Here is a 25,647-nt window from a genome sequence, read left to right as displayed (position 1 = left end):
ACATTAAAAAATCCGATACCAGAGACTGATATCGGATTTTGAAGCCTTAAAAAGATCGGTCAACCGATCATGAAAATTTTCTTAACTGATCGGCATTACGCAACTTTGCGGGCTTTTAAACTTCAAAATGAGGGAGCGATTACGCGTTTGGCGCCGCTTCGGGTGCTGCTTCTTCTGCTTTAACCGCAGAAAGCTGCATGCTGCGAATTGGGTTTTCTGTGTCGTTAGAAAGCTCAACAAGGCGGTTTAGCTGACCAACAGACATCATTACTGCGTAGATAGCACCTAGGAAGCCTTGCTTGTGTAGCTCAAGCACCTGCTCTTCTGGCAGCTCAAGAAGCTTCTTCTCGTTGATACTCATCATGCCGGTAACATTGCGCTGTTTACCATCTTGGTAAGTAAGGCGAATTTGAATTGGATCAAGAAGGTCCAGTTCAACGACTTTCGCAACAAAACGCTGAGTTAGCATTTCGCTATTCGCAAGGTCTGCTAGGAATTTCTGACGGTTATCTAGGAACTCGCTTGCTTCACCAGCTTCAGTGAATAGCGCTTGGCCTTCGTCAGAAATAAGGTCAGAGTTTTCATCAATGTAAACGCCAAGCTTGTCGCCGTCTGGACGCACGTCAAATGGATAGCGAAGGATGTTCATTGGAACGTGAGGGCCTTTCCAGCTGTCGCCAGTTAGAAAAAGGTTTTGACCTTGTTCCATACCAAGCATAGTCACAACGTGGTGACGCTTTGATGTAGTGTCTTCAATGAACACTAGCGGCATTGTCGCAGCTAGTTGTGCAAATTCACGGATCGTTGCTGCTGCAAGGTGTGTATTTTTCGCAAAGCTGAAAGATGTATTTACCGCAACCTTTAGGTCTTTATGCTTTTCTTTATCTAGCGGTACAAAATTAATAGCCATATTTATTTCTCATACTTGTTAGCTGTGGCCCCGGCTTGATTATGTGAGAAGAGCGGGTGCCACTAAAAAATTACGTCGGCCGCGCTGATGCATAGTAGTCATCGATAATTGGCGGAGCGCTTGGGAGTATCCCGTATTCGCGCAATGAAGTCACGCAGTCTTCACCATAACAAGTTTTAAATTTTTATTGCAATGTAAACTTGAAGTAAACAAGCACAAGCGCTCTAAAAATGAGCAATATCGACTAATTTAGGGCTTAGCGAGAGCAATCTGGGGTAAATGCATAGCAAGTAAAAGCCTATTGTCGCAGTGCGCATTATCCTTTAGTCTCGTATTGCTATTAAGTTAGCGGTTGTTGACCTAAGCGATAAAAAACAAAATAAGGATTTTCTATGAAGGGGCGCTTCCCACTCTCATCTTGCGCATTACTTATCTCTGCGCTTTTTGCTTCACACTCTGTACTTGCTGAGACCTCTACTTATTCAGCATCTGAAAAAGCTATCAAGATCGCACAAGAAACTATTATTGTTGATGGACACATTGATGTTCCTTATCGCGTAAAGGAAAAGTGGGTTGATGTCACTAAAGCCACGCAGGACGGCGACTTCGACTACCCTCGTGCAGTATCTGGTGGTTTGAACGCCCCTTTTATGAGTATTTACGTGCCTGCTAGTTTAGACAACTCTCCAGAATCTACGCAGCTTGCCCATGAGCTCATCGATTCAGTAGAAGCCATTGTTGCCCGTGCACCTGATAAATTTGCCATTGCTAAAAGCCCTTCTGACGTAAAAGCCCAATTTGAAAAAGGGTTAATTTCACTGCCAATGGGCATGGAAAATGGTTCTCCTATTCAAGGTGACTTGGCGAATCTAACGGCTTTTTACGAGCGCGGGATTCGCTACATCACCCTTGCTCATAGTCAAGCTAACCACATTTCTGACTCTTCGTATGACCTGCGCAGAAAATGGAAAGGCCTTAGCCCGTTTGGCAAAACCTTAGTGGGCGAAATGAACAACATTGGTATTATGCTGGATATTTCCCATGTGTCTGACGACGCCTTTTACCAAGTTATTGAGTTAACAAAGGTGCCAGTTATAGCGTCACATTCTTCACTGCGCCGCTTTACCCCCGGTTTTGAGCGCAACATGGACGACGAGATGATCAAAAAACTCGGCGAAAATGGCGGTGTTATTATGATTAACTTTGGTTCTAGTTTTGTATCTAAAGAAGCTGGAAAGTGGCGTAGTGGTCTTACTGCAGCGCGCAAAGCCTTGGTTGAAAAAGAAGGCGAAGACAGCCCTAAGCTAGAGAACTTTGAAGAGAATTATCGCAAAGAAGTGCCATACCCTTATTCAACCCTTGATGAAGTGCTTGACCATATCGATCACGTGGTAAAACTGATTGGTGTTGATCACGTGGGTATTGGTTCAGACTATGACGGTGTAGGTGACTCACTCCCCATTGGGCTTAAAGACGTGGCGAGTTTTCCAAACCTAGTACAAGGATTGCTGGATAGAGGTTATAGCCGTACCGACATTGAAAAGATATTGAGCGGAAACCTTTTGCGCGTTTGGCAACAAGTGGAAGACTATGCGAAAGCGCACTAGTCGCGCAATGCTTTAAAAATGAAGCGTAGGGAAGCGTGTTATCGCTTCCACATGCTTTATCTACTCTACTGCACTTTCAACTCTATTATTTTTTGCGTGACACAATTAAGTAAAACGCGCTTGGCAATACCAACAGTGTTAATACCAGTGCACTCGCCATACCGCCTACCATAGGCGCCGCAATTCGCTGCATCACTTCACTACCAGTTCCAGTGGCATAAAGCACAGGCAACAAGCCAACAATAATAGAAAGCGATGTCATCATAACTGGGCGAAGTCTTGCCGAGGCGGCATGGACAATAGCCTTTTTCACAAGCGCATCTTTTTTAGTGTTGCCATTTTCTGTTTCGTGCTTAGTAAGTGCATCTGATACATATTGGTTTAGATAGACCAGCATGATAACGCCTATTTCTACCGCTACACCTGCTAAGGCAATAAACCCAACACCTACCGCCACCGACAGATTGAAGTTAAGAAGGTAAAGCAACCATACACTGCCCACCAGCGCCAACGGTAAGGTCGCGAGTATGAGTGCCACATCGCGAAGGCGTTTAAATGCCAGATAAAGCAAAAGGCAGATAATGGCTAACGTTAGCGGTATAACCACCGACAGTTTTGCTTTCGCGCGCTCAAGGTAAGCAAACTGCCCCGCCCACGTAATGGAGTATCCAGTGGGTAAATCAAGTTGCTCTGACAAATGACGTTTTGCGCTATCTACATAACCCCCTAAGTCAATACCCGTGGCTGAGTCTGACGAGATATCAATGTATACCCATCCGTTTAATCGGGCATTTTCACTTTTAATCCCAGCCGGCCCGTCGTCAATACGCACGGTCGCCACATCGCCAAGGGTAATGTGAACACCGCTTGGTGTGACGAAAGGCATGGATGCTAAAGATTCAGGCGTATCGCGGTAGTGCTGTAAAAAGCGCATGGCAATAGGAAAACGCTCACGCCCTTCCACTGATTGTGTAACCACTTTGCCGCCCACTGCCGAGCCTACAATACTGTGAACATCGTCTATCGTCATGCCGTAGCGCGCCGCCAACTGCCTGTCGATATCGATATAAACGTAACGGCCACCCACCACACGCTCAGCGTATACTGATGCTGTATTGGGCAGGTCTTTAAGCAGTATCTCAATATCCTTTCCTATGGCTTCAATGCCTGCTAGGTCAGGCCCCGCAATCTTGATCCCAACAGGGGTTTTTATCCCGGTTGCCAACATGTCGATACGGGTTTTAATTGGCATTACCCACGCATTGGTCAGCCCTGGAAATTGCACCAGAGCGTTAAGCTCTTCTTTGAGCTTTTCAGTGGTCATGCCCGCCCTCCACTGGGCTTTCGGTTTAAGCTGAATGAAGGTTTCAATCATCGTCAATGGTGCAGGGTCTGTGGCCGTATCTGCGCGTCCAATTTTCCCGAATACCGTTTCAACCTCGGGCAAGGTTGCAATAAGCTTGTCCGTCTGCTGTAAAAGCTCTCTGGCTTTACCCACTGAAATACCCGGATAGGTAGTAGGCATATACATCAAATCGCCTTCGTCCAGTTCGGGCATAAATTCGCTACCTAGTTGGTTTAACGGCCAGTACATGGAAAGCAATAAGCAAAATGCCCCCGCCAAGGTGAGCAGTGGGTAGTTAAGCAGCCGCGTTAGCAATGGCTGATACACACGTTCTAAAGCTCGATTTACCGGGTTCTGGGCTTCAGATCGTATTTTTCCGCGTACGAAATAACCCGCCAGCACAGGAACTAAAGTAATTGCCAGCGCCGCAGCTGCTGCCATGGCATAGGTTTTGGTAAAGGCAAGAGGCGCAAAAAGACGCCCTTCTTGTGCTTCTAACGCAAAAACAGGAATAAAGGATACGGTTATAATTAGGAGCGCAAAGAATAAAGCTGGGCCAACTTCAGTGGTCGACTTAATCACCAGTTCCCAACGTTTGACTGCCGAAAGCTTTGCAGATGTTGGCGCAAAGGTTGGTATAGGTGTTCGCGACTGGGCACTCCCTGACCCAACCTGACTTGCTGAATCCCTTTGACTCGCTGAATCCCTTTGACTCGCTGAGGCTCCCTGACTTGATGAAACAGCATGCTGATGAATGTGCTTGTGTAAATTTTCAACCACAACAATAGCGCCATCCACCATTGCACCAATAGCGATAGCAATGCCACCTAAAGACATGATGTTGGCATTAAGTCCCTGCAGCTTCATTACGATAAACGCGGCGAGAATACCAATAGGCAAACTGATTAGCGCAACCATAGATGAACGTATGTGAAACAAGAAGATAGCGCATACCAAACCAACAACCAGCAATTCCTCCACCAACTTATTGGTGAGGGTATCGACGGACTTATCAATAAGGGTGGAGCGATCGTACACGGGAACGATATTCACCCCTTCCGGCAAGCTCGCTTTTAATGAATCCAGCTTAGCTTTAACCGCATCGATAGTGGCTTTTGCGTTTTCGCCATAGCGCATCACTATAATGCCACCCACGGTTTCGCCATTCCCGTTTAGTTCAGCAATACCGCGGCGCATCAACGGGCTTTCTACCACTTGTGCTACATCATTAATCGTTATGCTAACGCCGTCCTTGATAACGCCTGTAGGCAACGACAGTATGTCGTCAATGCCCTGAATGTAGCTTTGCGCACTAACCATGTACTCTGCCTCGGCCATTTCAATAACCGAAGCGCCTGACGCGCGGTTACCCCGTTTAAGGGCAATTTCTATCATGGATGGCTGAATGTTGTAGGCACGTAATTTTTCAGGGTCGACAATAACTTGGTATTGTTTAACCATCCCTCCAACAGACGCAACTTCAGAAACGCCTTCAACTGACTGAAGCTCAAACTTTAAGAACCAGTCTTGCAACGCCCTTAACTCACCAGCATCTAGCGCATTTGGCTGACTAGCATCGTTCTCCAACGCATAAATGTAAACCCAACCTACCCCTGTCGCATCTGGACCTAACTGAGGTGTCACGCCTTCTGGAAGTTGCGAAGACGCTTGGCTTAAGTATTCCAGAACACGGCTTCGAGCCCAGTACATGTCTGTATCATCATCAAAGATTATATATACGTAGGCATCGCCGAAGAATGAATACCCTCGCACCGTCTGTGCGCCAGGCACTGACATTAGCGCAGAGGTGAGAGGAAACGTCACCTGATCTTCCACCACTTGCGGCGACTGACCGGGATAGCTTACTTTCACTATGACTTGGACATCAGATAAATCAGGGATAGCATCAACGGGGGTATTTTTCACCGCCCAGACACCAGCAATACTGAGCATAATAGCGCTCAGCAATACCAGTATTCTATTGTTTACCGACCAGCGAATTACCGATTCAATCATGGTGCATATGCTCCTTATGATTTATCGATTTTTGTTCTGCCGACTTGTGAACCATCGACTTGTGAGCATCGCTTTGCTCTCCATTACTCTTCAGGTTGCCTGCATCATGTTTATGATTGCTGTGACCTGAGTCATGCACCATGCCCTTGTCCACCGCATTTTCACTACGCTTTCGCATATCAATAACCGTGAATTCTTCGCCAGTCACAAAGGTGAACATGATGTTGTCACCTTCACTAAACTGAGATAAGTCAATATGCTTTGATACCGCAAATGACATTGTCGCAGGTCCCCGCCCCCATTTTTCAATCGGCCCGCGAGCGATTACTAACGTTGCGTTATTCGAAGCGCCATTCGTTTCGGTGTCAGCTGGCAATTCAATTGCCTCAATTGTACCTGTTGTCGTGGCCTGGTGATCGGGCGCTTTCATTCGCTCAAAGTCACTGCTTTTCGACGACTCTGAATCAATCAAAAATTGTGCTGATACCACAACATCATCCTCGGGGAGCAAGCCTTCAACTACTTCAAAATGTGTACTATCGCTTTGCCCCAGTGTTACGCGTACCGACTTAAAATTGCCATCGCCATCACTGAGTACCACTTTTGCGCCCTCTGCCGTGCGAATAACGGCACTGCGAGGAACCAGTAACGCCGCCTTGCGTTGAGTAGGCGTAATTACAACGTGAGCAAACATATTGGGCTTTAACGTGTGATTGTTATTGTTTAGCGGTATGCGCACTTTCAAGGTTCGGGTTGTTTCTGACAAAGACGGATAAATATACTCTACGTGACTTTCCCATTTAGCATCGGACCCATGGTCCATTTCGTCGAGGGTAACCACAGCGCCATTATAAGGCGCTATGATTTGCGCGTACTTTTCAGGCACCTCTGCAATCACCCACACTGTATCTAGCTGTGCGATGCTCATCAAGGTTGTCCCGGGCTGAACGTAAAATCCTTCCCTGATATTCAGCGCTTCTACTACACCGCTTTGCGGCGCGTTAAATGTGACGGTTTGTGCTACCCGTCTACTTTTCTGCAATTCTTCGATAACGCCCTTTGATAGCCCTAGAGTTCTTAGGCGCTCGGCGGCGCCCTCAATTAAACGTGAATCTCCTCGCTTAAGAGCTAAAACGTATTCTTCTTGTGCGCTAACTAATTCTGGAGAATACAGGGTATAAAGTGCCTGTCCTTTTTCTACTTGCTCTCCTTGGGATTTAATGAAAAGCCTGTCGACCCAACCTGATACTCTAGGGTGGATGTGCACAATGCTATCTTCATCGTAAGCAACGTTGCCCACCGCCGTTACGGTCTGTTGAAGTGTTCCAATGGTAACGGGCGCGACTTTAACCCCTATATTGTGCTGTACATTTGGCGGAATCATTACGGTACCAGGCGAACGCTCATTACTTTTCGCAGACGTTGCGTCGTCATTGGCGTATACGGGCACTAAGTCCATTCCCATCGGTGACTTTCCCGGTTTGTCACGGCGATAGCTGTCATCCATAGGCGCTACCCAATATAAAGGGGCTTTATTATCGCTGTGGGCACTTTTATCGCTGTGGGTATTTACTCCGCTGTGGGCACTTTCACCATTTCCGTGTTTTGATGAATCAGACAACAATAGTGAGGCCAAGCCGAACGCTATCAGGCCGCCAAATAGCAGACCTATTAGCAAACCTTTTATTAGTGTGCTTTTTGTATCTGGAGCAGGGTGAGTTGAAGATGTCATATTAACTACTCTTTATTCGAAAAATGGGCGTGAGTGGGCAGGTACAAATAAGCAAGTGACGCCAGTGTTCTGGCGCGCTCGATGTCGATTTTGAGTAAATCATCCTGCACTTGTACTTGCTTGAGGTTGGCATTGACAACATCACTAATATCACCGGTGTCTGTGGTGTAAGCTGTCAGTTCAGCTTCAGAAAGTTGCTGTGTTTCATCAATTAACGCCGTTTCATAAAGCGCTTTGCGCTCACTTAGCGCTGACAAGCGTGATTTAAGCACCTCTGCATTCGCGGCAAGCTCGTTCACTTTCAAGCGGAAATCCGTTTCAGACGCACTCATTTTGGAAGCCGCTGCGGCTATTGAAGCGTCTTGACGAGATTTATTGAAAAACGGAAGGTCTACTTGAACACCCAATGACACAAAATCAGCTCGGCTTGCGCCATTTTGCGCATCTTGTCTGTATCCATAACTTGCTTCAAATGCCCACTGAGACTTAGTTTGCTCTCGCGCTATGTTCACATTTTGCGCTTCTATCTGGGTCTGAATTTGAAGCAGCATAGCCTCAGGATGATGCTGTAGTATTGAAAAAGGCTCACTGCTATCAATAACCGTTAAGAACGAAGAAAGGCTTAGGTTGCTGTCGTTTAAGATAGCATCGAGCTCGATACGCTTTGGATAAGAAAGCGTTGATTCTTGCGTTGATTGAGCCAGCGGTGCGCTTACAGATTCATCTAGCGGCGCACCAAACCATTTTGAAAGTGCCGATCTCGCTTCATTTTTTTGCTGGTAGGCCTGCACATATTTGTCGTCTAGTGACAACAATGCCAAGCGCACTTGCAGTATGTCTTGTTGCGCCGCTGCACCAACGCCTTGGCTGTATCTGGAGTCAGTAAAATCGAGTAGCTGTGTAAGCAATGATTTCTCTTTGTCCAATAATCCAATGCGACGTGTTGCATAGACCCAATCTAACCAGGTAAGGGTAACCTCACGTTTAAGCCACGCCTTTCTCGCTTGGCTCTCTACCGACATTTGATCAGCCATAACCTGATACTTTTGCTGGCTGTAGAGGTTTTCATCGCCTCGCGGTAACTGCTGCTTCAAACCAACTTTAAATTGCGTCATAGGCTCTTGGTCAAATACGAAGCCGTCGGTAGGCAAGTTTTGTACAGACGCTGAAACCTGAGGATTTGCCCAATATGATGACGCTTCAGCTTCTGCATTAAAGCGATCCTTTCGATGCGCATTCCCTTTAAGCAAAGGGTCGTATTGAATAGCTAACTGCAGCGCTTGTTCCAGGCTTAGGGTCTGCGCGACAACGGGCTTATTAGCCATCAAAAAAGAAGAAAGCACAAAAATTAAGGCGAACAAAGCGCTTACTTTACAAGGTCTGTTAGCGCTTTCGTTCACTTTTTTGGGTACCGAATAGTTGCTCATGTATAACATCACTTTTCAGGTGTAAGGCGTGTTGACGTTGCCCCGCTCTTCGCTAAATTCGACAAAGGGGATTAGCAAAAAGGCTTACCACGCGTTACATAGATAAAAGATTAGAGACATCTCAAAACGACAAGACGACGTCGTGACATAAAAACGTCTCTGCTGCGAAATAAATCCGCGAGATAGATCTATGCTGTGAAAAGTGACTTAGGTGGGCGAAACTGCCCGAAGTGAGGAGATGAGCGCTGCCCCAGTATAGGTGCAGTGGCAGCCATTCTGGCTACCGATATTTCGGTTTCAACGGTAGGCTGAATAAGCGCACTCGCGCTAAGATTAAAACAGTGATCGGCTGGGCAATTACATTCATCCTTGCAGCAAGACATGTCACTCATCTGCGATGCTTTCACGCTTTTCACGCCTGCATCGCTAACTTTTACGCCGTCGAACTGAGCGGGTTTGCTCTTGCTGTTTTTAGCACTTAAATCCGCATGTTGTGATGACAATTCTTGGTGCTGACAATGTGTATTAGCAGACTCAGGTATTCGAACCTGATGGTAAGCATGAGCAGCATCCGACTGCGGTGTCATCACCGACATTGAATGGGCATGTTCGTATGAATGTTCGATAGATACAGCGCTACCTGACGACACGAGGGCCACCATTAAAAACAGTGTAAGGATAAACGAACTTGCATTCGCCGACCTATACCGTTTGCGCGTTAAACTAATCCGAAACTTTCTCAAATACTGTACTCAAAATATTGCTGTCTATTGCGCAACGAAATAATAGCGTGATGTAACCAAGCAGTAAAGCTAGCCGTTAATGTCGCTAAGCTAGGGCCTGTTGACCTTTGTTGTACACCAGAGGTCAACAGGCCCCAGTAACTTATTCAAACTGAGACAGGTAATCTCGCAACATAAGGCCCATGGTTGAAAATAGCGGGTTTGCTTTAGGTACCGCACACTCTTCTTGCTGATTAACCATGCTTGCGTTGAAATTCATTTTATTGAGCAAGCTTGTATTCACAACTAAATCTGCATGGCACAACCCGTACGATTCATCGATAACGAAAAAAGTATTCGGACCTTTACTTGCGTCCATTAACTGCTCTATGCCGCGAATTGGCGTGGTTACATCAGCTTGAGAATGAGCGGCAAAAAGCGGCACTTCAATTTGCTGTCCTTCCTCGACTTTGTCCCGAATGATGTTTATTAAATCCATCAATTCCAACCCTGCTAAACCTGCCACATTTGGATACTTATAAGGGTTGGGGCCATGAGTTTGATAGGTTCCATCAATAATTCTGGCTAAAAGTTTAATGCCCCAAATTCGAGACATACTTTCAGCATTATCAGACAGCGCCAGCGCGCCAGAAAATAGCATAAGACCATCAATATTATTTACTTCGTTTCCTGCACTATCCAGATAATGTTCAACCGCCAGCGCACCACCTGTAGAGAAGCCACCTACAAGCAAAGTATCACCCATGCTATCAGCCAATTTAATGACTTCATCAACATGCCCCTGCCAGCGCTCAGCTAAATCCCAGTCAGACATGTCATCGTCGGCATCTCGTTTACCATGCCCAGGCAAAAGCGGCACGACTACAGTGAAACCCTGTTCAAATAAGATGTTGGCGATTTCACGCATGAAGAAAGGTGAGTCGCTTAAGCCGTGGATAAGCACTGCCACCTTGCTGCTTGATTTGTTGGTCAGCATGAAAGGCGAATTGCCTTCATTGCGCAATACGTTGCTGCATACCGAAAAACGATTGAGTGCCGTTTCTCTACACGGCTGGGTTTGGCCCCACTCTTTTTCGTAAAATGCTTTGAACTGATTTTGAAGGTCTGAAAAACTTCTGCTTTTCATTTCGCTCGTATCGGGTATAGATAAATTTGCGGCTATAGCCATATTTACACCTAAAAGCGCAACAATACCTATGAGCATTTTTACAAAAAACTTCGATGACACTATTATTCTCCGCTACGGATAATTAATAAAAAACGGGAGCAGTTTACCATGCTCCCGTTTCTTGTGACGATTAATACGTATATTACGTTAGCTAAAGTAAACCTCTAGATCGTCAGAACCACCGATATGTTTACCACCGATAAAGACCTGCGGCACAGTTTCTCGACCGCTAATCGCCGTTAAGCTGGTTAGTGATGCATCTTTGCCCAACACTATTTCTTCGTACTCGTAGCCTTTTTCATCAAGCAGTTTTTTCGCTTTAGCACAGAAAGGACAACCCGGTTTTGTGATAATAGAAACAGGTGCGTTAGTTTGCTCCTCTGGCGCAATGTAAGCCAGCATCGTATCTGCATCCGACACCTCAAACGGGTCGCCAGCTACATCAGGTTCAATAAACATTTTGTCTACCACGCCATCTTTCACTAGCATCGAGTAACGCCAACTTCTTTTGCCGAAACCCAAATCCGCTTTATCGACTAGCATACCCATGCCATCGGTAAATTCTCCGTTACCGTCGGGAATAACGGTTATGTTAGCGGCTTCTTGATCTGCGGCCCATGCATTCATAACGAAAGTATCGTTTACCGATACACAAACAATCTCATCAATGCCGTGTTTCGCAAACTTTTTCGCTAAAGCGTTATAGCGAGGCAAGTGGGTAGAAGAACAGGTTGGTGTAAAAGCACCTGGAAGTGAGAAGACCACAACATTTTTGCCAGAAAATAATTCATCTGTCGTTTTCGTTACCCACGTCTCACCTTCTCTGCACGGAAATGAAACGCTAGGTACTTTTTGGCCTTCTTTGGAAGTGAAGCGACTTTCTGACATAACAACCTCTTATCGGTAATCTCAATTATAAAGTAAGAAGACTAGAATGAGTTGTTGCACAAATCAATAGGTATTGTCTTACATTCGTTAATATCGATTTTGATGCTGAACCTAGCTGATAGCCTGCCTATGCTTTGAGTGGAGGTTAGGTACGGTCGTGACACCATTCACGACCCACCGTAACGCTCAGTATTTTAACATAAGCGATATTCGAGGGTTATCACCATGATTATTTTGGTTGGTGGAGAAAAAGGCGGTAGCGGAAAGAGCTGCCTGGCACAAAACATTGCAGTGTATCTTCGCACTGAAAAAGGTGCCAAGGTGTTAATGGTCGACTGTGACCCGCAGCGAACGACCTCAGACTGGATCCAAGAGCGTAAAGCTAACCCTCGTCTCGCTGAAATTAACTGTGTTCAGTTATATGGTAAAATACGTAACGAATTACTTAGCCTGCGTCAGTATTACGATTACGTTGTAATAGACTGTGGTGGACAAGATAACCTAGCGCTTCGCTCGTCAATGGCGGTTGCTGACCATATACTGATTCCACTTAGACCCAAACGTCGCGATCTCAAAACGGTACCTCACATGGAAGATATTTTATCTACCTGTAAAATGGTTAACCCGAAAATGAACGCCGCGTTCGTTATCACACAGTGCCCTTCTCTACCTAGCCTGGCAAACCGTATTCTAGAGGCAAAAGAAGTGTGTCGCTCATTTGGTATTCCCGTCCTAAACTCTGTTACTTTTAGTAGAAACATGTATGACGATTCAGAAGAGTCAGGGCAGTCAGTTATTGAGAGTGAACCAGAAGGTAAAGCGGCCACAGAAATAAGAACCTTGTTTGAAGAGCTACTAGCTGGCAAAGTGGAGGATGCTTATGAGTTTACTCAACCTCAAAAAGTCGAAGCCGTTAGCTAAGCCCAATCTACGAACTGTAGAAGATTTTATCGACGATGCGCTGCTTTATGCCCAAGGTAAAGTGGATAAAAAGCAACCATCGGCGGCAAAAAACGATTTAAAAGACGTTCGTACAGACCGCGTTGTGCCGATAAGAAAGCCTGCAAAATCAGAAGGTATGCGACATGCTACCTTTACGTTGACGCCGCAATGTATTGAAAAACTTGCAAACATTGCCCAAAAGACAGGTAAAGCCAAATCTGCACTGATTCGAGAGTGGATTGAAAATAACACCATAAATTAGACTAAAGTATAAATCCAAATACGCATTTCATTCGTTTTATCCTTCACAATAATGATGTTGCCTTGGCGTTAGCCTACTGAGATACTCACCGACAGCATGTTCTGACAGTGTATAGGAGATACAATCGAATGGGCCGTGAAGGATTTAGCATCGTGCGCGTGCTGGTGTGTGCCCTGCTAATTGCTGTGCATGGCGCACAGGTAAAAACGGTAGAAGCGTTCGAGCTTTTCAAGACCGAGATTGCTGATGTCGAGAACCTTTTAAATGCCAAGCAATATGCTGACGCCGATAGCAAGGCACTGTTGCTTTTAGAGCAAGCGCTACAACAGCAGCAAATGTCTGCTGATACATTTTCTGCCCTCGGACTCTTACTTCAAAACGCATCGCGTTTTGAGGTGTCAAAAGCTATTTTTAATGCCGCCTTAGAGCGCTACACCACAAGTGGTGAATTAAACAAAATGGCGTCAACGCTTTTACAACTAGCCACCTCAGAAAGACACCTTTCAAATTATGCTATTGCATTGACTTATGTGCGTCGCGCTATGTCTATTGCTCAAATTGAGCGTAATGAATTACTTAAGGCTCAATTGAACCTTGAGCTAGGCATAATTCAACAAGAACAAGGCGAAATTGAAACCGCTTTGGAGCCGTTAAAGCAAGCGCTACGTTATTTTCGTGAAAATAACATGGCCAGTGAAATGAGTGTTACGTTGCTGCGCATCGGTGAGATATACAGTTTGCTCAACCAAGCAACTTTGGCTCATACCTACTACCAAGATGCTTTCGATAGTATCGAGGAAACACAGGAGACCCGATTACTTGGTGTGATCAAAACTCGTATTGGTGCCCTGTCTCTCAAAACAGGCTCTGTAGACCAAGCGATAAGAGCAATTAACGAAGGTCTTGAACTCCTGCTATCCACCTCTGATGTAGGGGCCATAGCCGAAGCAAAAATGCTATTGGGAAGAGCATTGGTTGAAAACGGCGATACAGCTAAAGGGCGAGAGTTATTGCAGGAAGCCATGCAATTTGCCGATTCATCGGGCCAGGCAAAATTGGTCAAAGAAGGCAGACTCGCTTTAGCGCAAGCCTATATGAAAGAGCAGAGTTTCGAATTAGCCTTGGAAGAGGCTCGCACGGGTACCATTGACGCTAGAAAAAATAGAGACCTTAGAGGACAGCTTAGTTTTCTTTCGTTACAGCTAAGCGCCTTTGTATCACTAGGCGAATTCAAAAAAGCCCTAGATATTCAATCTGTTATGCAGCAGCTGCGCGAGGTACTACTTGATTCGGAAAACAAGTCTGCCATTGAAGGTCTGCAGGCTGAAATTGAGCTTGTGAGGCAATCTAGGACGTTGGAAAAACTGGAAGAGTCTAAGCAACTGGCGTTAGCGCAAGCTGAGCGAGAAAACCTGCAGACGACTCTTTTTTGGAGCATATCATTAGCAGCGTTACTCTTAACGTTTTTAGTGTGGAGCCGCTACAAACAACGTCAGCAAACGATTATTTTGCGCCGAGAAGTACGCCAGCAAACACTAAATCTTCAAGAAAAAAATCAAGAACTGGAAAGAGCCTATAAAACGCTAGAAGAGGTAAGCCTGCGCGATCCGTTAACGGGTTTGTACAATAGGCACTACCTCGAATCGCAGCTTCCCGGTGAAATAAGGCGCAGCCAGTTCTCGGCGAAACAAAGCCCCAGCACAGGAAAGACGAAACAAGACTTACTTTGCTTACTTATTGATATCGACCACTTTAAGCGCATCAACGACGACTATGGGCATATTGCCGGCGATAAAGTGCTATCAGCGTTTGCCAATGTCCTCAAAGAGGTGTTCAGACAAACGGATTTAATTATTCGATGGGGAGGCGAGGAGTTTCTTGTGGTTTGTCGCCAATCCACTCGTGAAGAGCTCCCTGAGGTTGCCGAGCGCTGCCGAGAAATGGTCGCAAGCACCCCTTTTGATATCGGCTTAGAAAAACCAATCAATATTACTTGTAGCATTGGCTTTTCGCTGCTTCCTCCAGATAGAGAGGAAGACTTTGATACCGCGTGGAAACGTACATTCGCTGTTATCGATTACGCGCTGTATGCCACTAAGTTATCAGGGAGAAATGGATGGGTTGGCGTAATCGAAACGCTTAAAATTCCAAGGGAATACCCCACTCCACTAGATACGAAATTTAATTTTCCTGGTTCGAGAATTGCCACATCGTTCAACAACGTGGCAAGTATCAAATGGCCGGAGACCCTCGAGAAATAGCAGTAGAGGAATAGAGATATGTACAGAGGAAGCTGCAGCTGCCAAGCAATTCAATATGAAATTGATCATATCGGAGAGCTTGACGCCGATGACGAAACGCTAAGCCATTCAGATACCAGTGAACTGCGCGTTACAGTTGAAAAAGAGCAGCTGGTTATTGACTGTGCACCGTCAGCGCTAGCGGAACTACACGAGGCTAATGACGAAACCCACCACGTGTGTAACATTTGTGGGAGCGTTATCTTTGTTGAGCGTGGCTCTAACCAAGTGTCGGTTGAGGTGACCTTCAGCGGTCATGACGTCTTAGCAGAGTCTCACTGCCAGTTTGTATTTTAGGTGGGTACACAAGGATAAAGGCGAACTGCGAGTTCGCCCAGATATCAACAGGTGAGAAGTACATTTCTCTCTTGTTTGGTAGTCATGCCTACCCTAGTCGCTATTTTTGATGTCTTCCATATGGTATTTATCAATGAGCGAATACAACGTGGGACGAGTGACGCCAAGTAATTCTGCCGTTTTCGACATATTCTTATCTGCTTTTTGATAGGCCCTGCGAATAGCTCGACTTTCAGCAATTTCTCGCACTTCACGCAGATTCAACGTTTCAGGCTCATCATGGGCATCTACAGGCATCAAGCCTAAATCGTCAGGTTGAATTACCGTACCTTCAGCCATAATAACCGCAGACTTTAGCTTGTTTTGCATTTCTCGAATGTTGCCCGGCCACTTATGGGCTAGCATGGCGTTAACTGCAGTTTCTGAAAAGCTCTTCGCTTTAGCTTTGAATTCTTCGCGATAAATATTCAAGAACGTACGTGCAAGTAAAATAATGTCTTGGTCTCGTTCACGTAAAGGAGGGATCATGATCGGCATTTCCCCCACACGGTAATATAAATCTTCCCTGAATGTTTCTTGTGCCACCATAGCCTGTAAATCGCGGTGCGTTGCACAAATTACGCGTATATCAACGGGAATTTCATTGCGTCCACCAACGCGCTCGATCACGCGCTCCTGCAAAAACCGAAGCATCTTAGCTTGCAGACCAATGGGCATATCACCAATCTCATCTAAAAACAGTGTTCCGCCTTGTGCTGTTTCTATCTTGCCGACGGTGGTTTTGTTCGCGCCAGTAAACGCCCCTTTTTCGTAACCGAACAACTCACTTTCTAGTAAGTTCTCTGGGATAGACGCACAGTTAATAGCAACAAAAGGTTTGTCTTTTCTAGGGCTGTGTTCATGAATACTGCGCGCGAAAACTTCTTTACCTGTGCCACTTTCACCAAGTAACAGAGTGCTTATGTCGGTATTAGCAATTTTCTCAGCGCGACGTACCACTTTTTGAATAGCTTCGCTGTTACCCACTATTCTGGACATGCCAGAACGGGTGCGGGCAAGAATGCTATTCTCATGCTCTAACTTAGACAGGTTAAGCGCACGGTGCACCAATAATTTGATGGTATCTGAATCGATAGGCTTCTGATAAAAATCGTATGCCCCAAAATCGATTGCTTTTAATGCGTGTTGTTTATCGTTATTACCTGTAACAACGATAACTTTGGTTCTAGGCGCTAGCGCAATGATGTCGTGAAGAATACGCAAACCTTCCGACGCATTCGCTGGATCTGGCGGAAGCCCTAAATCTAGGGTAACAACCTTAGGTTCAAAACGACGGAGCTGGGCTATGGCAGATGTGTGATCGTCCGCAAAAACAACGTTGTAATCGGTAAGGCTCCATTTAAGTTGCTTTTGGATACCTAAATCATCATCTACTACCAAAATGGTATCGGTCATTTCATCATCCTATTATTCTACTTCATCCATCGAAAGGGAGTGGATTTGATAATATCCACTTTATAGTTATACACCCTATCCTATCGGAAAATACAGCGTAAAACAGCTACCGCGTCCAGGTTCACTTTGAACAGTTAGTTTGCCACCGATAGACTCGATATATGTTTTTGCATCATATGCACCAATACCCATACCAGCATTCCCTTTCGTGGTATCAAATGGCTTGAATAGTCGCTCTTCAATAAACGCTTTATCCATACCTGACCCTGTATCTTCTATCAAAACTAGCTGCGTTTTGTTGTCAGAATTTCCAGTAATCACCACGTCGACTTCTCCGTCATCTGCGGTTGCCTGCTGAGCGTTGCTGATTAGGTGATAAAGCACGTTTGCCACCTTATCCTTATCAACCGTCACGGCCGTTTCTTTTAGCACATGAACTGTTGGTAGCGGACGTAAACCTGAACAGCGGTTGTTGACCACATCTTTGGCCAGCTCCGAAATCAAAAATTCTGAGTTTACACCTTCTTCAACGGCCTTCTTATCAGTCAGCTGCTTGAGCATTTTTTCCATTCTTGCCTTAGTATGCTCCAAGGTTTCGAAGGTGTCTTCGATAAATTCAGGGTTATGTTTATGCTGTTGAGCATTGGCAAGAATAAGGTCGACTTGAGCTAGTACATTTTTTAAGTCATGTAAAACGAACGCAGACATTCGATTGAATGCCGCAAATTGGGCGTTTTCTGCTACCACTTGAGCGGCCTCGTGGTGCTGCATGTACGTGCCTACTTGCTCAGATACGGCGGTTAGATAGTCTTTCACTTCCCAATTTAAAGTGATTTTTTCATTGTCTCCTGACGCGAGAACAGCAAATCCCCACAGTTTTCCCTCTTTTAAGAAAGGCACGAAGAGTTGGTAGCCCCATGCTTTTAGTGCATCTCTATCTAGCTTTAACCCCTCGTAATCGAATGGTTTGACGAGGTAGGCGTCCGTATCAATGATCCAGCCATTTTTGTCGCTGTAACTTGCGAGCGTTTCCAACGTTGTACAGGTAGCGTTGTTTTCTTTCGAATCAGTTGACGCTTCATTGTTATCTGTTGCCGCAGTGTTTGTAATAGGTGATGCCTTAGCCACGCATTCATAGCCATTCTGCGTTACTTTAAACAGCAGACCTGACTCATATTGAATGGCGTTAAGCATTCCTGTTAGGCCAGCGTTGTAAACATCTGATGAGGTATCCCCTGCACGTGTTAACCACTGCGTTAATTTCACCCATTCAACGCGGTAGTCGAACTGATTCGCAAAGAAATGTTTAGTGATAAATACTTTTATCTTAGTGCGAAAGCCGTTGGACAAGAATACAGTAGCGAGCAATGCGAATGACATCACAACCAATATGATTTGAACCGTCGCTCCCCAGTTGCCTCCCATATAATTTATGGCGTAGCCGACAACAGCCATCACAAAAAGATAACCGCCCGCCACTAAGAGTAGAGAGCTGTGCAATACCACGTCCCGCGAGATAAAGATATCAATGCCCCAGTGATGAATTCGTCGAATCGATATGACGAGTAAGGGCATTAACAAGAAGTAAATATAGCCTCGTGCCGCTATGTAGCCAATTTCAACCTGGTTTACCATGGTAGCGTTTGCATAGGTAACGAACTCAAACAGGTTGGTTGCTCCCAGATAAATAATAATGGGTTTAAACGCCCACTGCTCACGCCCCGCCTGTCGATACACAACTTCCAGAAGAACAAGCACTTCTAATGACAGCACGATCAGTACAAGAAAGCTCCACGCGGGATTTACTACCAATAGATAAGGGGCGAGCAATGCTGCTAGTGCGGGGGCAATAATAATTAACGTTACAGGTCGTTTTAGAACGTCGAAGATATTACTAAAGCTGGTCTGTATACAGCCAGCCAAAAAGAGTAGCCATGCGAGCTGCTTAAGCACGTCAGCGCTGAGTAACCAGCTTAGCGAGATAGGTCCAAATAGCGAAGTGATTAAGGTTGTAGACCATAAAAAGGTGGCTGCGGTCGCCAATACCAATAAATGCTTGGCTACGCCGGGTTTGCGTACCGTTAACAACAGCAATAAAAGGGCTAAGTGCGCCAGACTATTTAACCCATAGCCTACATCTGAAATCATCCTTTTATCTCACCTTTATTATCATTATTTAGGAGATGAAATACAGGGAGGCGCATTGATGCAACGTCCCTGAAACCTTCGATATACAGCACATAACGTTTTTTGGCTAGGTACGGTGCGCAGGCATCGCCCGCGCTATGATAAAAACTATCGTTTACGGATCACTAGTGAGCCAATTGAATACCCTGCACCGAAAGAGCAAAGTACTCCCACGTCACCGGCAACCAGGTCTTCATGGTTTAAACCAAAAGCAATCACAGAACCCGCAGAAGCAGTGTTGGCAAACTCGTCCAACACAATTGGCGCTTCGGTACGGTCAGCATCGCGACCTAACAGGCGTTTGCAAATCAAGGTGTTCATATTGATATTAGCTTGGTGAAGCCACCAACGCTTGACGCCTTCTGGCGTAATGTCGTGACTCGCTAAATGCGCTTCAATATGCGCTGCTGCCAATGGACACACTTCCTTGAAAACTTTGCGACCCGCTTGATGGAACAGCTTATCAGGTCCATACGGATCAACGTCTTCGGCACGTGTCATGTAGCCAAAATTAGAACGAATATTGTTTGAGAATTTCGTCAATGCCTTGGTGCTTAGCACGTCGTACACGTGCTCACTTTTGGCGGTTTCAGCAAGCTCAAGCACCGTCGCCGTAGCCACATCGCCAAAAATAAAGTGACTGTCGCGATCAGCGTAGTTAATTTGCGGTGAGACCAACTCAGGGTTAATAACCAACACGCGAGTCGCATTTTTCGCGCTCAGCATTTCATAGGCGCGATGCATACCGAACGTTGCTGCAGAACAAGCAACTAGCATATCGAAACCAAACCCTTCAATATTAAGAGCTTCTTGTACTTCAATTGCAATCGCAGGATAAGCACGCTGGGTGTATGCACACGACACAATCACAGCATCAATCTCATCGGCAGTAACATTGGCGGATGCCAGAGCTAACTTGGCTGCTTCGACGGCAATTTCAGCTTGGTGAGAAAGTTCGTCATCTGCTCGAGGGGCAATCTTAGGCTTCATTCGAGTGATGTCTAGCGCACCCTCTTTTTGATAGATGTAGCGACTTTTAATTCCTGATGCTTTTTCGATGAACTCTGCACTTGAATAAGGCATTGCTGCTACATCACCTGATTCGATTTGCGCTTTATTTTCTTCGTTAAACGCATCTACGTAAGCATTGTAGCTATCTACGAGCTCTTCGTTAGTTATACTGTCTTTAGGGTGCCATACACCCACACCACTAATCACAACTTGCTGAGACATAGGCATTCTCTATTATTTGATAGCACTACGGTGGTATTGAGCATTGCGTTACTCTGTGTCCTAAACGCATCTATACCAGTGCAATTGAGCCTAATCGTATTTACCTTTAAAAATACGATTGCGTTTTATGGGTTATAGCTTACCTTAATCCTCCAACGGTGTAACCATAGTGAACGCAAGGAAAGCTCTATTCCTCCGTTTAATACCAGCCCGCATAGATAATTACCCACTCAGCGAGACTTAAAATGTTCGTAATCGTGGCGTGTTTTCGCAGGTATAGTGGCTCTACATCAAGTTGACACAACAAAGAGTAAGGACATTTTAAACTCGCCCTTCGGGAAGGTCTGGCGCGCTACCAATAAAAAACCCCGCTTCAAAGCGGGGTTTCATGTAATCAATGGGGGAGCTTACAGCTGGTTGATTTGCCACACCGTCACTGTGCCGCTAACTTCGTTGCCTACAACAAGAAGAGGCACACCACTTGGGCTGTCTTCAGCGCTAACAAAAACCAGGCTTTCTGGCGCTAAGTCACCAATGACATCGTCGCTTGTCAAACCTTCGGTTAGGTCACGGTTAATTACATATTCTGCAAATTGAACGTCATAAGGGTTAGTAACGTCGTATACGAAAATACCGCCCATGCGCTCTGTGCCGATAAACGCGTAAGTGCGATCGCCAACTTGACCCACGGTTAACGCTTCTGGCTCAGGACCTTTATTCTCTGAGCGCGAGTCGCTTGCATTTTCATCGTCACCATTGTTGAACTGCGCACCATGAACCGACGCAGTAATGCGTTCAAAATCATCACCCGAGTCATAAACCACTAAACCATTTTGATCCCAAATAGTGAATGAACGTGCACCGTAAGCGTACGCTGCATCGTACTCGCCGTTTCCGTCAGCATCACCCATAGCTGAAGTTACACGTAAGTCGTCCGCTTCACCTGTCGCCTGTAGCATAGCTAATTCAGAGTTGGCGGCAGCGGTAAGATCTTCTACTTTAACTTCGTCTGTATAAGCTAGACAGCCATCATCTTCGTCGAAATCAACACCACCCGCAGCAGTACATGCCGCCTCATCAGCAGCGTCAAAGAAGTACTCTCGGGCATCGCCTTCGTTAGCGGTAAGAATGAAAGTCGCATCCTTCCACGTAAAGTTAGCAATGGTATCAGGCTGGTATACACCATAAATACCTGTGTACTGACCAAAACTCACCGCATCATTTTCTTGGATATCAATATTAAGCCCAGCCCAAGACTTAGTTCCTAGGCCGACGACATCTACCGTTAACTCTTCTAAGTCAATAATCGCAAGGCCATTGTTTTCCTGAAGACTAACGTATGCAACGTCGTTAGTAGTGGTAATGTATTCTGGTTCCAGATCTTTCGCTACCGTTGAGGTAATAGCTGTGCCGTTAATCGTGCGCCCTGCTGGGTTAGGAAACATCATTCCCTGCGCCATCAAATCTGCTTCAGTACCGTTTAAAGCAGTAAAGCCAACGGTCGTCCCCGTTTCTTCTGGCTCACCACTTGCAAGAATATTTATGACGCTAACAGAACCTTCAGGGTCAATGGTGTAGTCATCAGAAGGCTCACCCTCGTTCGCTACCAACACTTTGCCACCATCCGGCGTAAAAGTGACCATATCCGGTAGTGCGCCAACCTCGACAGAATCCAAAAAGGCTGGAGCAGAACTGTCTAGCCCGTTGTAGAACAACACATAACCGTTATCAGTTTTAACGTCTGCAGGTACAGCAACAGCCATAAGGTCACCGCTAACCGCAATGCTTGTTAAGCTACCTAAAGTCACACCATTTATATCGGCAGGTAGTGCGATAGTGGTAAGCGTTAGCGAAGTGGTGTTTATCGGATCAGCTATGGTAGCCGTGTTTACGCTAGAGGCATCAATAACTGCTATTGTATTCGTTTCGCCGTTTGTCGCGTAAATCGTATTGGTCTCAGCGTGGTACTGAACAATTTCTGCGGCCGTTTGATTGCCTAAGAAAGCACGACCAACGATATCCATTGCAATGCCGATTGACGCATCGGTACCATCACTTCCGTCTGTCCCTGGGTCACCTTGTTCCCCCTGAGGTCCTTGAGCTCCTGTTTCGCCCTGCGCACCGTCGTCACCATCAAGACCACATCCCGTGAGCGCCGCTGATACTAAAAATGCAAGTAACCCGTATTTAAACTTATTACGCACTGCCATTTGATTTCCTTTTTATTTGTATTTTTGTCGTACGTTATGAGGCTCGAGGAACCCAAGGATTTTTCCACCTTGTTCTCGCAAAGCGAAGGAAGAAAACGGGGATCTCTAACCTTAGTACACCAGAAATTTTATGTAACTTCTATGTATAAATTAGAATCAGTTTATGACACAAATATTAAATAGGCAAAGGCGCGTAACTTTTCTATAACAATGATGGCACACAGGCCGCTGTAAATATGGACAGCACGGAGCAGTAGGCTCAAAGTAATCACACTTCGTTCATGCAATTGTAAGCATATATTTCAAGACACCTAGGCGTGTGAAGAAAAACGGTTTAGCTTAACAGTGGAACACGCTTCGCTTTTTCAAAGGTATAGTTTTATTTATAAGCACTATCTGATACTAATATTGCCGAATAGACGTATAACCTGAATGGGATAGTGCTTTAGCGCGCAAAAGTGAGCGAAGCGAGAACATTCAGTTATTAAAAAGGATTAACCATGAAATTGAAATTCACAGCCTCGGCAGTTATTGCCGCAGCGCTTACTTTAACGGCCTGTGCAACATCTCCTACGGGTAGAAATCAAGTATTGCTCTATTCTGAAACTCAGCTCGCGCAAATGGGTGATCAGGCATTCACGGGCATGAAAGAAGAATTAAAAATTTCGAATAAAGCGGTTCAAAATTCTTACGTAGAATGCGTTGCAAATGCCATCACTGCTCAAGTACCAGCCACGGTGTTCAATGGTCAATGGGAAGTCGTTGTATTCGACGATGAACAAGTTAACGCATTTGCGCTACCCGGTGGAAAAATTGGTGTCTATACAGGCTTGCTCAACGTTGCAGAAAACCAGCATCAACTTGCTGCTGTCATTGGCCATGAAGTAGGTCATGTTATTGCAGAGCACGGTAATGAGAGAATGTCGCAGTCAACATTGATAAATATGGGCAGTCAGGCGGTAGGCCAAGTTTTAGCCGCGAATGAAGTGCCTCAGTCGGGTCCCATCATGGCTGCGATCGGATTAGGTGTTCAAGTCGGTGTCCAACTTCCTTTTAGCCGAACTCATGAATCTGAAGCCGATGTCATTGGTCTTCAGCTAATGGCGAAGTCTGGGTTTGACCCAAGACAATCTGTAAACTTGTGGCAAAACATGGACGCAGCAAGCGGCGGCAACCGCCCAATGGAACTTTTGTCGACTCACCCAGCACCTCAAACCAGAATTGATAATTTACAAGCGAACATGCCTAACGCCTATGCAGACTATCAAGCTACTGCTTACCGCCCGAACTGTCGCTAGAAGTAAGTAATACCATTTTTCATAGGTCATTACCCGCTCAGCGAGAGTTAAAATGTTCGTAATCGCGGCGTGTTACTTCGCACTTAATCTTAGGATAAAAAAAACGCTGCGAAATGCAGCGTTTTTTGTTTGAAACCAACGAAATTATTCGCTGTCTGCTTTGTGAAGATGTACATCCATTTGTGGGAATGGAATTGAAATACCCTCTTCATCAAAACGCAGTTTAACGTTTTCAGTGAAGTCGAATTTAACACCCCAGAAATCGGCAGAATTCACCCATGGACGAACAATAAAGTTCACGCTGCTGTCGGCCAGTTCAGATACTGCAATTTTAGGCGCTGGCTCTGCAAGAATACGCTCATCAGCCGCCACCATTTCTTCAAGAATTCTTTTCGCTTTAAGAAGGTCAGCGTCGTAACCAATACCAACAACCATGTCTACACGACGCGTGTCTCTTGCTGAATAGTTAGTGATGTTGCCACCGTAGATGTTGCCATTAGGAACAATAATTTCTTTATTGTCTGGTGTGTTCATTGTTGTGGTGAAAATACCAATCTTAACAATAGAACCAGCAGTACCTGCAGCTTCGACAAAATCACCCGCTTTAAATGGTTTGAAAACTAGAAGCATTACGCCAGCTGCGAAGTTCTTAAGCGAGTCTTGCAATGACAAACCAATAGCTAAACCAGCAGCACCTAATATAGCAACTAATGACGTTGTATCTACGCCTAGCTGATCAAGCGAAGCGACAATAACAAACAGCATTAAAATGGCGCTAAGGATAGCTTCCAGGAAGTCCACTAGCATGTTGTCGTATTTAGACTTGGCCATTAGGCGTCTAAATACAGATAAAATGAATCCAACTACGATCCTACCTATTACATAAATCGCGATTGCCATCAGAATGTTAATCCCCCACGGGATGGCGTAATCGTTTATGTACCTTTCAACATCGCTTGCAGAAAAAAGCGAAAGTTTTTCTTCCATAATATAATCCTTGTCATGGTTAGTTGATAATTGCTCAAATAAGGTAGCAGCTATTTTATTTAAGACCAATGTAATATGGCCTCAAACACAGTAAATTTGCTCTAAAGTCTAAGCTACATGGGTGTTTAAAAACGTTAGCATTATACAAAAGTAGTGGAAATTTATCTGTTTTACTTTAGGACTTACTGACCTTTTCTGTATATTTTTGCAGCGTTTTTTTTGCCATCTAGGCAAGGCGGATGTTTGACGGTGTAGTGGCTCTAAATCGACAAGTTTCTATCCCGTTTAGGTGGCACACAGGCGCTAGAATAAAAAAGCAAAAAATGAACGCTTTTTCTTCACTTGTCACACGCTTGTCACTCAACAAGCGCATTCTTCATCACGAAGCTTAAATATGCTTTGTGATTCTTTTCCATTTTTTGGAAGTTACCGAGTTATAAGACATTTTTTTTGATGATTTTTTAGCCATAAAGTTTTAGACTAAAGTTTCATGAAAGTTGACTTTTCACTACGCCTCATCAGTGTGTGTTGAGCAACTTCATGAAGGAGCTTTAGCAAACTATGTCACGTAAAGGATTAACGCATGTTGCTTCTCATAACCCTGTTTTCGGTGGTTTTGTGTTTATTTTTATATTCACTG

18 protein-coding genes are annotated in these 25,647 nt (G+C 45.2%); 6 read left to right on the top strand and 12 right to left on the bottom strand.

Annotated elements, in window-relative coordinates; all coding sequences use genetic code 11:
* Positions 1–139 precede the first annotated feature (139 nt).
* The gene (locus QME20_RS13635; protein ID WP_014950439.1) at positions 140–910 is read right to left on the bottom strand and encodes a SapC family protein; all 771 of its coding nucleotides are present in this window, start codon (positions 908–910) and stop codon (positions 140–142) included.
* A 392-nt stretch (positions 911–1,302) separates the two neighbouring features.
* Here QME20_RS13635 and QME20_RS13630 point away from each other — a divergent pair, with 392 nt between their 5' ends.
* The gene (locus QME20_RS13630; RefSeq protein WP_014950440.1) at positions 1,303–2,517 is read left to right on the top strand and encodes a dipeptidase; all 1,215 of its coding nucleotides are present in this window, start codon (positions 1,303–1,305) and stop codon (positions 2,515–2,517) included.
* 85 nt (positions 2,518–2,602) lie between these two features.
* Here QME20_RS13630 and QME20_RS13625 read toward each other — a convergent pair whose 3' ends face one another.
* The 6 genes from QME20_RS13625 to QME20_RS13600 all read right to left on the bottom strand — a co-directional run bounded on the left by QME20_RS13625 (position 2,603) and on the right by QME20_RS13600 (position 11,836).
* A complete protein-coding gene (locus QME20_RS13625; protein ID WP_281716075.1) occupies positions 2,603–5,878 on the bottom strand; it encodes an efflux RND transporter permease subunit in 3,276 nt (1,091 codons plus the stop codon).
* Positions 5,871–7,610: an efflux RND transporter periplasmic adaptor subunit gene (locus QME20_RS13620; protein ID WP_281716074.1), complete on the bottom strand. Its 1,740-nt coding sequence runs from the start codon at positions 7,608–7,610 to the stop codon at positions 5,871–5,873. The genes QME20_RS13625 and QME20_RS13620 overlap by 8 nt, the downstream gene beginning before the upstream one ends.
* Before the next feature lie 5 nt (positions 7,611–7,615).
* Positions 7,616–9,037, bottom strand: coding sequence for a TolC family protein (locus tag QME20_RS13615; protein WP_281716073.1), 1,422 nt, complete (start codon positions 9,035–9,037; stop codon positions 7,616–7,618).
* Between the two features lie 188 nt (positions 9,038–9,225).
* Positions 9,226–9,687 (bottom strand): hypothetical protein, encoded by a 462-nt coding sequence (locus QME20_RS13610; RefSeq protein WP_281716072.1) that lies wholly within the window; start codon positions 9,685–9,687, stop codon positions 9,226–9,228.
* Positions 9,688–9,922: 235 nt separating this feature from the next.
* Positions 9,923–11,011, bottom strand: coding sequence for an alpha/beta fold hydrolase (locus tag QME20_RS13605; protein WP_187289714.1), 1,089 nt, complete (start codon positions 11,009–11,011; stop codon positions 9,923–9,925).
* Between the two features lie 84 nt (positions 11,012–11,095).
* Positions 11,096–11,836: a glutathione peroxidase gene (locus tag QME20_RS13600; protein WP_014950446.1), complete on the bottom strand. Its 741-nt coding sequence runs from the start codon at positions 11,834–11,836 to the stop codon at positions 11,096–11,098.
* Positions 11,837–12,061: 225 nt separating this feature from the next.
* Here QME20_RS13600 and QME20_RS13595 point away from each other — a divergent pair, with 225 nt between their 5' ends.
* From QME20_RS13595 to QME20_RS13580, 4 genes are all read left to right on the top strand, one after another.
* Positions 12,062–12,757 carry an AAA family ATPase gene (locus tag QME20_RS13595; RefSeq protein WP_014950447.1) on the top strand — a complete coding sequence of 232 codons (696 nt, stop codon included), beginning with the start codon at positions 12,062–12,064 and terminating at the stop codon, positions 12,755–12,757.
* Complete coding sequence (locus QME20_RS13590) at positions 12,717–13,040, top strand: replication protein RepA (RefSeq protein ID WP_168533939.1); 324 nt, start codon at positions 12,717–12,719, stop codon at positions 13,038–13,040. Before QME20_RS13595 ends, QME20_RS13590 begins: the two co-directional genes overlap by 41 nt.
* Positions 13,041–13,168: 128 nt before the next feature.
* On the top strand, positions 13,169–15,301 hold the full coding sequence (locus QME20_RS13585; protein WP_281716071.1) for a GGDEF domain-containing protein: 2,133 nt from the start codon (positions 13,169–13,171) through the stop codon (positions 15,299–15,301).
* Between the two features lie 18 nt (positions 15,302–15,319).
* Complete coding sequence (locus QME20_RS13580; protein ID WP_014977236.1) at positions 15,320–15,637, top strand: hypothetical protein; 318 nt, start codon at positions 15,320–15,322, stop codon at positions 15,635–15,637.
* A 93-nt stretch (positions 15,638–15,730) separates the two neighbouring features.
* Here QME20_RS13580 and prsR read toward each other — a convergent pair whose 3' ends face one another.
* From prsR to QME20_RS13560, 4 genes are all read right to left on the bottom strand, one after another.
* A complete protein-coding gene (prsR, locus tag QME20_RS13575) occupies positions 15,731–17,092 on the bottom strand; it encodes a PEP-CTERM-box response regulator transcription factor (RefSeq protein WP_014950451.1) in 1,362 nt (453 codons plus the stop codon).
* Positions 17,093–17,167: 75 nt separating this feature from the next.
* Positions 17,168–19,240 carry an XrtA/PEP-CTERM system histidine kinase PrsK gene (gene prsK, locus QME20_RS13570; RefSeq protein ID WP_239239354.1) on the bottom strand — a complete coding sequence of 691 codons (2,073 nt, stop codon included), beginning with the start codon at positions 19,238–19,240 and terminating at the stop codon, positions 17,168–17,170.
* A gap of 147 nt (positions 19,241–19,387) precedes the next feature.
* Positions 19,388–20,512 (bottom strand): beta-ketoacyl-ACP synthase III, encoded by a 1,125-nt coding sequence (locus QME20_RS13565; protein WP_049586044.1) that lies wholly within the window; start codon positions 20,510–20,512, stop codon positions 19,388–19,390.
* Positions 20,513–20,919: 407 nt separating this feature from the next.
* Positions 20,920–22,722 carry a choice-of-anchor I family protein gene (locus QME20_RS13560; protein WP_281716070.1) on the bottom strand — a complete coding sequence of 601 codons (1,803 nt, stop codon included), beginning with the start codon at positions 22,720–22,722 and terminating at the stop codon, positions 20,920–20,922.
* A gap of 500 nt (positions 22,723–23,222) precedes the next feature.
* Between QME20_RS13560 and QME20_RS13555 the strand changes: the two genes are divergently transcribed.
* Positions 23,223–24,020 (top strand): M48 family metallopeptidase, encoded by a 798-nt coding sequence (locus QME20_RS13555; RefSeq protein ID WP_014950456.1) that lies wholly within the window; start codon positions 23,223–23,225, stop codon positions 24,018–24,020.
* A gap of 144 nt (positions 24,021–24,164) precedes the next feature.
* On the opposite strand, the gene QME20_RS13550 is transcribed toward QME20_RS13555, so the two are convergent.
* Positions 24,165–25,007 carry a mechanosensitive ion channel domain-containing protein gene (locus QME20_RS13550; protein WP_014950457.1) on the bottom strand — a complete coding sequence of 281 codons (843 nt, stop codon included), beginning with the start codon at positions 25,005–25,007 and terminating at the stop codon, positions 24,165–24,167.
* Positions 25,008–25,647 lie beyond the last annotated feature (640 nt).

It is taken from the genome of Alteromonas sp. CyTr2, assembly GCF_947311905.1.
GTDB classification, from domain to species: Bacteria; Pseudomonadota; Gammaproteobacteria; order Enterobacterales; family Alteromonadaceae; genus Alteromonas; species Alteromonas macleodii.
Note: the sequence above shows the minus strand (reverse complement) of the source record. Positions and strands in the feature narration are given on the sequence as shown.